The 7,157-nt window shown below is 68.9% G+C and carries 3 protein-coding genes; all 3 read left to right on the top strand.

The annotated features are described in order from the left end of the window. On the top strand, positions 1–3,239 hold a 3,239-nt coding region (locus tag RN729_RS13230), incomplete at its 5' end, for an efflux RND transporter permease subunit (RefSeq protein WP_310785465.1). Continuing rightward, positions 3,236–6,340 carry an efflux RND transporter permease subunit gene (locus tag RN729_RS13225; protein ID WP_310785464.1) on the top strand — a complete coding sequence of 1,035 codons (3,105 nt, stop codon included), beginning with the start codon at positions 3,236–3,238 and terminating at the stop codon, positions 6,338–6,340. The genes RN729_RS13230 and RN729_RS13225, both read left to right, overlap by 4 nt. 216 nt (positions 6,341–6,556) lie before the next feature. Further along, complete coding sequence (locus tag RN729_RS13220) at positions 6,557–7,105, top strand: peptidylprolyl isomerase (protein ID WP_310785463.1); 549 nt, start codon at positions 6,557–6,559, stop codon at positions 7,103–7,105. The last annotated feature ends 52 nt before the right edge of the window (positions 7,106–7,157 follow it).

The following is a 7,157-nucleotide window of genomic DNA, read 5'->3' as shown; positions in this document are numbered from 1 at the left end:
CGGAGGTCGAGCGCTTCATCACGGAACCGATCGAACAACAGTTGTACTCGATCCCGGGGGCGCGCCGCATCTCGTCGCGATCGCGCGAGGGGCAGTCGCTCGTCCAGCTCCAGTTCGCCTGGGGCACGGACATGGAGTTCGCGACTCTCCACACCCGGGAGAAGCTGGACAATCTGACGGAGAGGCTCCCGGAAGGCTCGGAGCGGCCCACGATCCTGAGATCGGATCCGACGAGCGATCCGATCATGACGCTGGCGGTGAGCGGGACCGACCTGCGCAGCCTGCGCGATCTCTCCGAAGTCGTCTTCAAGCGCCGCCTGGAGCAGTTGGACGGCGTCTCGCTCGCGGGGCTGACGGGCGGACCCGAGCGGGAGCTGCGGGTCATCGTGGATCCGGAATACCTGGATGTGCACGAGGTTTCGCTCAGCGAGATCTCGAACGCGCTCGACCAGGCGAACTACAATGCGCCCGGCGGCACGATCCAGCGGGGCCGGTTCGAGTACAGCCTGCGCACGCTGGGCCAGTTCCGGGAGGTCGAGGAACTGCTCGACGTCGTCATCGCGCGGCCGCGGGGCGTCGGGTCCCGTCCCGTCCGGCTGACCGACGTCGCCACCGTGGTCGACACGATCGCGGATCTCGAGACGATCGCGCGCTTCAACGGGGAGCCCGCGATCGGGCTCCAGGTGTTCAAGGAGGCGGGGACGAACACGGTCCGCGTGGCGGACGGCGTGCGCGAGACGCTGGATCAACTGCGGGAGGAGTTTCAGGGGATCTCGATCGAGATCGCCTCCAGCCAGGCGGCCTTCATCCGGGACGCGATCTCGAACGTCGTCTCCGCCCTGCTGCTCGGCGGCGCGCTGGCCTTCCTCGTCCTCTTCCTCTTCCTGCGCGATCCGAGGTATCCGCTGGCCATCGGGCTCGCCATCCCGATCTCGGTCATGGCGGCCTTCGCGCTCTGCTACGCGTTCGACGTCAGCCTCAACATCATGTCCCTCGGCGGCCTCGCGCTCGGAGTCGGCCTGCTCGTGGACAACTCCATCGTCGTGCTCGAGAACATCTTCCGGCACCGCGAGGAGTCGGGCGGTAGCGCGCGGGAGTCGGCCGGGCGGGGCGCCCGGGAGGTGGCGGCGGCGATCACGGCGTCGACGCTCACGACGATCGCCGTATTCGGACCGGTGCTGTACGTGGAGGGCGTGGCGGGCGCCCTCTTCGGCGACCTTTCGCTCGCGGTGACGTTCTCCCTCCTCGCCTCGCTGCTCGTGGCGCTCACACTGCTCCCGGTACTCGCCGCCCAGGTGGCCCGAGGGAGGCGCGGAGCGGAGACGGCGGGCTTCGATGGCGAGACGTTCCCGTCGGCGCCCGATGCGCCGGAAGCCGAGCGGCCGGGACGCGTGCGCCGGGTCGGCCGAGCCGTGCGGGCGGGCGCCGTCGCGGGCGTGCGAGGCGTCGGGGGCGGGGTCGCCTACGTGGGGCGCTCGGTCAAGCTCACGGGCGTCGATGTCGCGACCGGCGGCGGCAGAGTCCTGGGCCTGCTCTTCGGCCCCTTCCTGCGGGCCTTCGAGCGCGCCTTCCTCCGTTTCGCGGGCCGGTACGAGCGGACGCTCGAGTGGGCTCTCGCGCACCGGCTGGAAGTCCTCTCGATCGCGATTGTCGCCCTGGCCGGCGCGATCATGCTCGCCGGATCCCTCCCGAGGGGGCTCATGCCGCGCGTGGACGAACAGCAGTTCTGGGTCGAACTCAACCTCCCCCAGGGGACGCCGATCCGGACGACGGACGAGACGGCGGGCGAGGTGGAGCGGCTCCTGCTCGACATGGCGGACGTCTCGGGCATCTTCACTCGCGTGGGCCGCAGCCGGGGCAGCGAACTCGCGGCGCGCGACCTGACAGGACTCAACAACGCGGCGCTCGACGTACAGCTCGCCGGGTCGTCCCGGCCGACGAGCGAAGCGATCGCCGAACTGCGCGCGCGGCTCCCGGAGAGCGGCGTGGATCCGGCCTTCGTGACGATCGAAACCGGACGGGCCACGTCGCTCGGCAGGGCGCTGGCGATCGGCGAGGCCGACCTCGCGGTGAAGGTGCAGAGCGGGGAACTGGAGGAACTCGTGCCGGTCGCCGAGGCGATCGAGACCCGGCTCGAGGGCGTCCCGGTGCTGGCCGATGTCCGGCTGGATTTCCTCCGCACGCAACCGGAACTCGTCATCGAGATCAATCGGGAGGTGGCGGCTCGCCACCAGATCACCGTGACGTCGGTTGCGACGGCGATCGAGGACTACCTGCGGGGATCGGAGACCCGGAACGCGTACTCGGTGTTCGCCGACAAGGTCGACATCCGGGTCACGATTCCGGAGACGGCCCGGCGGGAACTCGACCGGGTGCTCGGGCTTCGGCTGCAGGGCGTGCCGATCGGGGAACTCGTGACGGTCCGGCAGGGGTTCGGTCCGGTCGAAATCCGGCGCGAGGATCAGAACCGCACGATCCAGGTGCTGGCGGACGTGGCCGAGGGCGGCCTCCGGACGGCCGTCCGGCAGGTGGAGGCGGCGATCGCGGACATCCCGCGGCCGGCGCTCACGACCGTGCGCGTCGGCGGCGAGAACGAGGAGATGCAGGACAGCTTCCGCTCGCTCACCTTCGCCTTCGGCCTCGCCCTGGCCCTCGTTTTCCTCATCATGGCCGCCCAGTTCGAGTCGCTCGTGCAGCCGCTCGTCGTCCTCACCGCGGTGCCGCTGGCGGCGATCGGGGCGGTGACCGCGCTCTGGATCGCCGGGGGCGGCCTCAACGCGATGAGCGGCATCGGGTTCGTGATCCTCATCGGCATTGTCGTCAACGACGCGATCGTGAAGGTCGACTTCATCAACCAGCGCCGGCGGGCGGGGCTGGCGAAACGGGCGGCGATCCTTGAAGCGGGCCGGCTGCGGCTCCGCCCCATCGTGATGACAACCATCACGACCGTGGTCGGACTCCTGCCGCTCGCCGCGGGGCTGGGGGCAGGGGCCGACCTCCGCGCCCCGCTGGCCGTCGTGGTGATCGGCGGCCTCATCTCCGCGACCTTCCTCACGCTCATCGTCGTGCCCGTCGTATATTCGGTCCTGGTCGAGCCCTCGGTGTCGGTGGGGCCCGACCCGGGCCCGCGGCCGGAGCGCCGCGATCCGTCCGGGCTCCGGCCGACGCCGGGGTACGGCCTCGGCGGCCGCTCCGGGCCGGCCGCTCCGGGCATGGCGCGAGGTAGCGCGGAACCATGATCGATCTGGCCATCCGCCGGCCGGTGGCGACCGCCGCGATCTACATCGCGCTCTTCGCGCTTGGCGTGACGAGCTTCCGCCTCATCCCGGTCGAGGACTTGCCCGAGGTCGAGTTCCCCCGTCTCACGGTCACCGCCACCTGGAACGGCGCCTCGCCCGAGGCGCTGGAGGCGTTCGTGACGGCGCCGCTCGAGACGGTCGTCCAACAGGTCGGCGGTGTCGAAAAGGTCATCTCGGTCTCCCGCGCCGATCAGCAAGGGACAGGCTCCACGGCTTCGATCGAGGTCCACTTCGAGCGCGAGACACGCATGGAGTTCGCCCGTCTCGAGCTGAGCGAACGGATCAGCTCCATCCGGGACGAGTTGCCCGGGGGCGTGGTGCCCGACCTCTCCGAGTACGTGCCGCAGGAGTTCGCCGACGAAGAGGAGCAGCTCCTCAGCTTCTCGCTGACCGGCCCGTATACGTTCGCGCGCCTGGGCGAGATCGCCGAGGAGGAGATCGAGCCCTTCGTGCGGGGGCTGCCGGGCGTGTCCGAGGTGCGCGTCCGGGGGGCGGAGCGCCGCGAGATCGCGGTCGAGCTGGATCGGGGCCGGCTGGAGGCGCTCGGGCTGAGGCCGGAGGAGGTCCGCAGCCGGATCTCCGAGCTGTCCGAGCCGAGGGCCCCCGGGTCGGTCGAACTCGATGGGCGGCAGTTCGCCATCGCCGTGCGCACCCGGGCGCTCGAGGTGTCCGACATCGCGGATATGATCGTCCTCACGCGGCCGGATGGGCCCGTCCGCGTGGGCGACCTGGGGCAGGTGCGCGACCAGACGGAAGACCCGACGTTGCTGTGGCGCATCGACTCGCAGCCCACGATCTTGATGAGCGTGTTCCGCCAGTCGGGCACGAACGTGATCCAGGTCGCGGACGACGTGAAGGCCGCAATGACCGAACTGGGCTCGACGCTCCCGGCGGGCGTGGGCCTCGAGCTGCTGACCGATCAGAGCGAGAACATCCGCGAGCAGCTCACGGAACTCCGGCTCCGCGCCATCGCCGCGGCCATCGTGATCTTCATCGTCCTCACGCTCTTCCTGCGGTCGCTCGGCGCCGTCCTCGTCGTGTTCGCCACGATCGGGTTCAGCGTCCTGACCGCGGTGAACTTTCTCTACATCGGCGGGTTCTCACTGAACCTGCTCACGCTGTGGGGACTCGCGTGGGGGTTCGGCCTCGTCGTCGACAACGGCATCGTCGTGCTCGAAAACGTGGAGCGTCACCGCCGATCGGGGGCGGCCCCATCCGATGCCGCCAGCCGCGGGGCACGCCAGGTCGTCCTGCCCGTGCTCGCCGCGACGCTGACGACCGCGATCGTGCTCGTCCCCTTCCTCTTCCTGCAGGGGGAGCTGCGGGTCTACTACCTGCCGCTCACGTTCGCCGTCGGTTTCTCGATCGTCGCCAGCCTCTTCGTGGCGTTCACCTTCGTCCCGGCGCTTGCCTCGCGCGTCGCCCGCATGCGGGATTCCGCCGGGACCGTAGTCGATGCGGCCCTCACGACCGGGGAGGCCGCCTCATCGCCGACCCGGCCGTCCGAACCCTTCTACATCGCGGGGTACCGGTCGCTGCTCGGGTTCGCCCTGCGGCACCCCATCCTCATCGCGCTCCTCTGCCTCGGGAGCCTCGGCGGGAGCTGGTACCTGTTCGATGAGCACGTGAGCAGGGGGAGCTACTGGAGCGGATTCGGAGGGGGCGGAAGCGGGATCACGATCACGATCAGCTTCCCGCGCGGCGCGGGGCTGGAGCGCACGGACGAACTCGCCCGTTCCTTTGAGGCGAAGCTCGCCACCATCGATGAAGTGGAACGCTTCGAGGCGCAGGTTCGGCCGAACTTTGCGTACATGCGCGCGGAATTCCCCGACGAACTGGAGCACACGTCGATCCCGGTGGCCATCAAGGACCAGATGACCGCCTACAGCTACGGGTTCTCGGGCGTCGACGTCCGTGTGCGGGGATACGGTCCCAGCTTCTACGGCGGCGGCTCGAGCCCACCCAACTACAGCCTCCAGGTGCTTGGGTACAACTACTTGACGGTGCAGGAGATCGCCGAGGAGATCGCGTCGCGCCTCACGCGCTTCTCGCGCATCCGCGACGTGGACCCGAACGCGAACAGCACCTGGTATCAGCGCGACAGGGAGTTCGAGTACTACGTAGAGCCGGACCGGGAGGCGCTGGCGGCGTACAACCTCCCGGTGCAGCAGTTGCTCGACTACGTGTCGCGCAACATCCAGGGTCGCCCGTTCGGGAACCCGATCCGGGTGGGCGGCGAGGAGGTGCAGCTCGCCGTCAAGGTGGACGGGTATCGCGAGTTCGACTTCCACGACCTCAGCGACCTGCGCGTGCCGATTTCGTCCCGCGAGGAACTCCGGCTCGCCAGCGTCGCGGAGGTGGGGCAGCGGCAGGTACTGGCCAGCATCCGCCGGGAGGACCAGCAGTACGAGCGGACCGTGGCCTGGGAGTTCCGGGGGCCGGTGCGGTTCGGCGACGTCGTCCGGGACGCCGTGGTGGACGCGATGGAACTCCCGCCGGGCTACCGGATCGAGAAATCGCGCTACGGGGGCTGGACGACGGAGGAGACGACGCAGATGTGGGTCGTCCTCGCCTTCTCCATCCTCCTGATCTACATGGTCACGGCCGGTCTGTTCGAGTCGCTCCTGGCGCCCTTCGTCGTGCTCTTCTCGCTGCCCTTCGCCCTCATCGGCGTCTTCCTCATCTTCTTCTACACCGACGCGACCTTCACCCGCACCGCGTTCATCGGCACGATCATGATGGGCGGCATCGTCGTGAACAACGCCATCCTTGTGGTTTACCACATCGGCGAAGTGCGCAAACGCATGCCGACGGCGGCGGCGATCGTGCAGGGAACGCTGGAGCGCGTGCGCCCCATCCTCATGACGACGCTCACGACGGTGTTCGGACTCCTGCCGCTCGTCCTCTTCGCCCCGTCCCAGGATCAGAACATCTGGAACGCGCTCGCGCTGGCGACCATCGGCGGGTTGATTTCGAGTACGTTGTTCGTGCTCGTCGCAATTCCGGTCGCATATCGTTACATCGTGGCACGCCGTATCTGACGGCACGCCCGCCCGCAGGCCGTGGCAATGGCCCGGCGGGGCGCACTCAAAACACACAAGAAGCTGACGGGGGTCGAGATGGTACGGTCGCGTCTATCCAGGTCCGGTTTCAGGCCGGGTTGGCTGCTCCTCGGGTGTCTGCTGGCGGTGACCGCCTGCGAACGGGGCGGAGGGCCGAGCGAATTCCTCGGGGACCCGGCTTCTGCAGAGGTGAACATGACGGCACCGGAGACTTTTCAGGCGCGCTTCGAGACCTCGAAGGGCACGTTCGTGGTGGAGGCCCACCGCCAGTGGGCCCCCAACGGCGTGGACCGCTTCTACAACCTGGTGGAGAACGGGTTCTTCGACGACGTGCGGTTCTTCCGCGTGATCGCCGGTTTCATGGCGCAGTTCGGGATCAACGGGAATCCGGAGATCCAGAGCGCGTGGCGGGACGCGAACATCCAGGACGATCCGGTGGTGGTCGGGAACACGCGCGGGCGGATCAGCTTCGCGCAGACGTCCATGCCGAACAGCCGCAGCACGCAGCTCTTCATCAACTTCGGCGACAACTCGCGCCTCGATGGGATGGGATTCGCCGCCATCGGTGAAGTGATTTCGGGGATGGAGGTTGTCGACGCGCTCTACTCGGAGTACGGCGAGGGAGCGCCGGGCGGGAGCGGGCCGAGCCAGGGACGCATCCAGGAGGAGGGGAACGTCTACCTGGAGGCGGAGTTCGCCGAACTGGACTACATCGAGCGGGCGACCATCAGCAGTGAGAACTAGCGGGACCGCAAGGAGGGCAGGGGCAGGGACCCCGGCGGCGCTCGTCCTCGCG

The sequence above is a fragment of the Candidatus Palauibacter polyketidifaciens genome (assembly GCF_947581785.1).
Taxonomy (GTDB): domain Bacteria; phylum Gemmatimonadota; class Gemmatimonadetes; order Palauibacterales; family Palauibacteraceae; genus Palauibacter; species Palauibacter polyketidifaciens.
The sequence above is the reverse complement of the archived record's forward strand: the minus strand, read 5'-3'. Positions and strand labels throughout refer to the sequence as shown.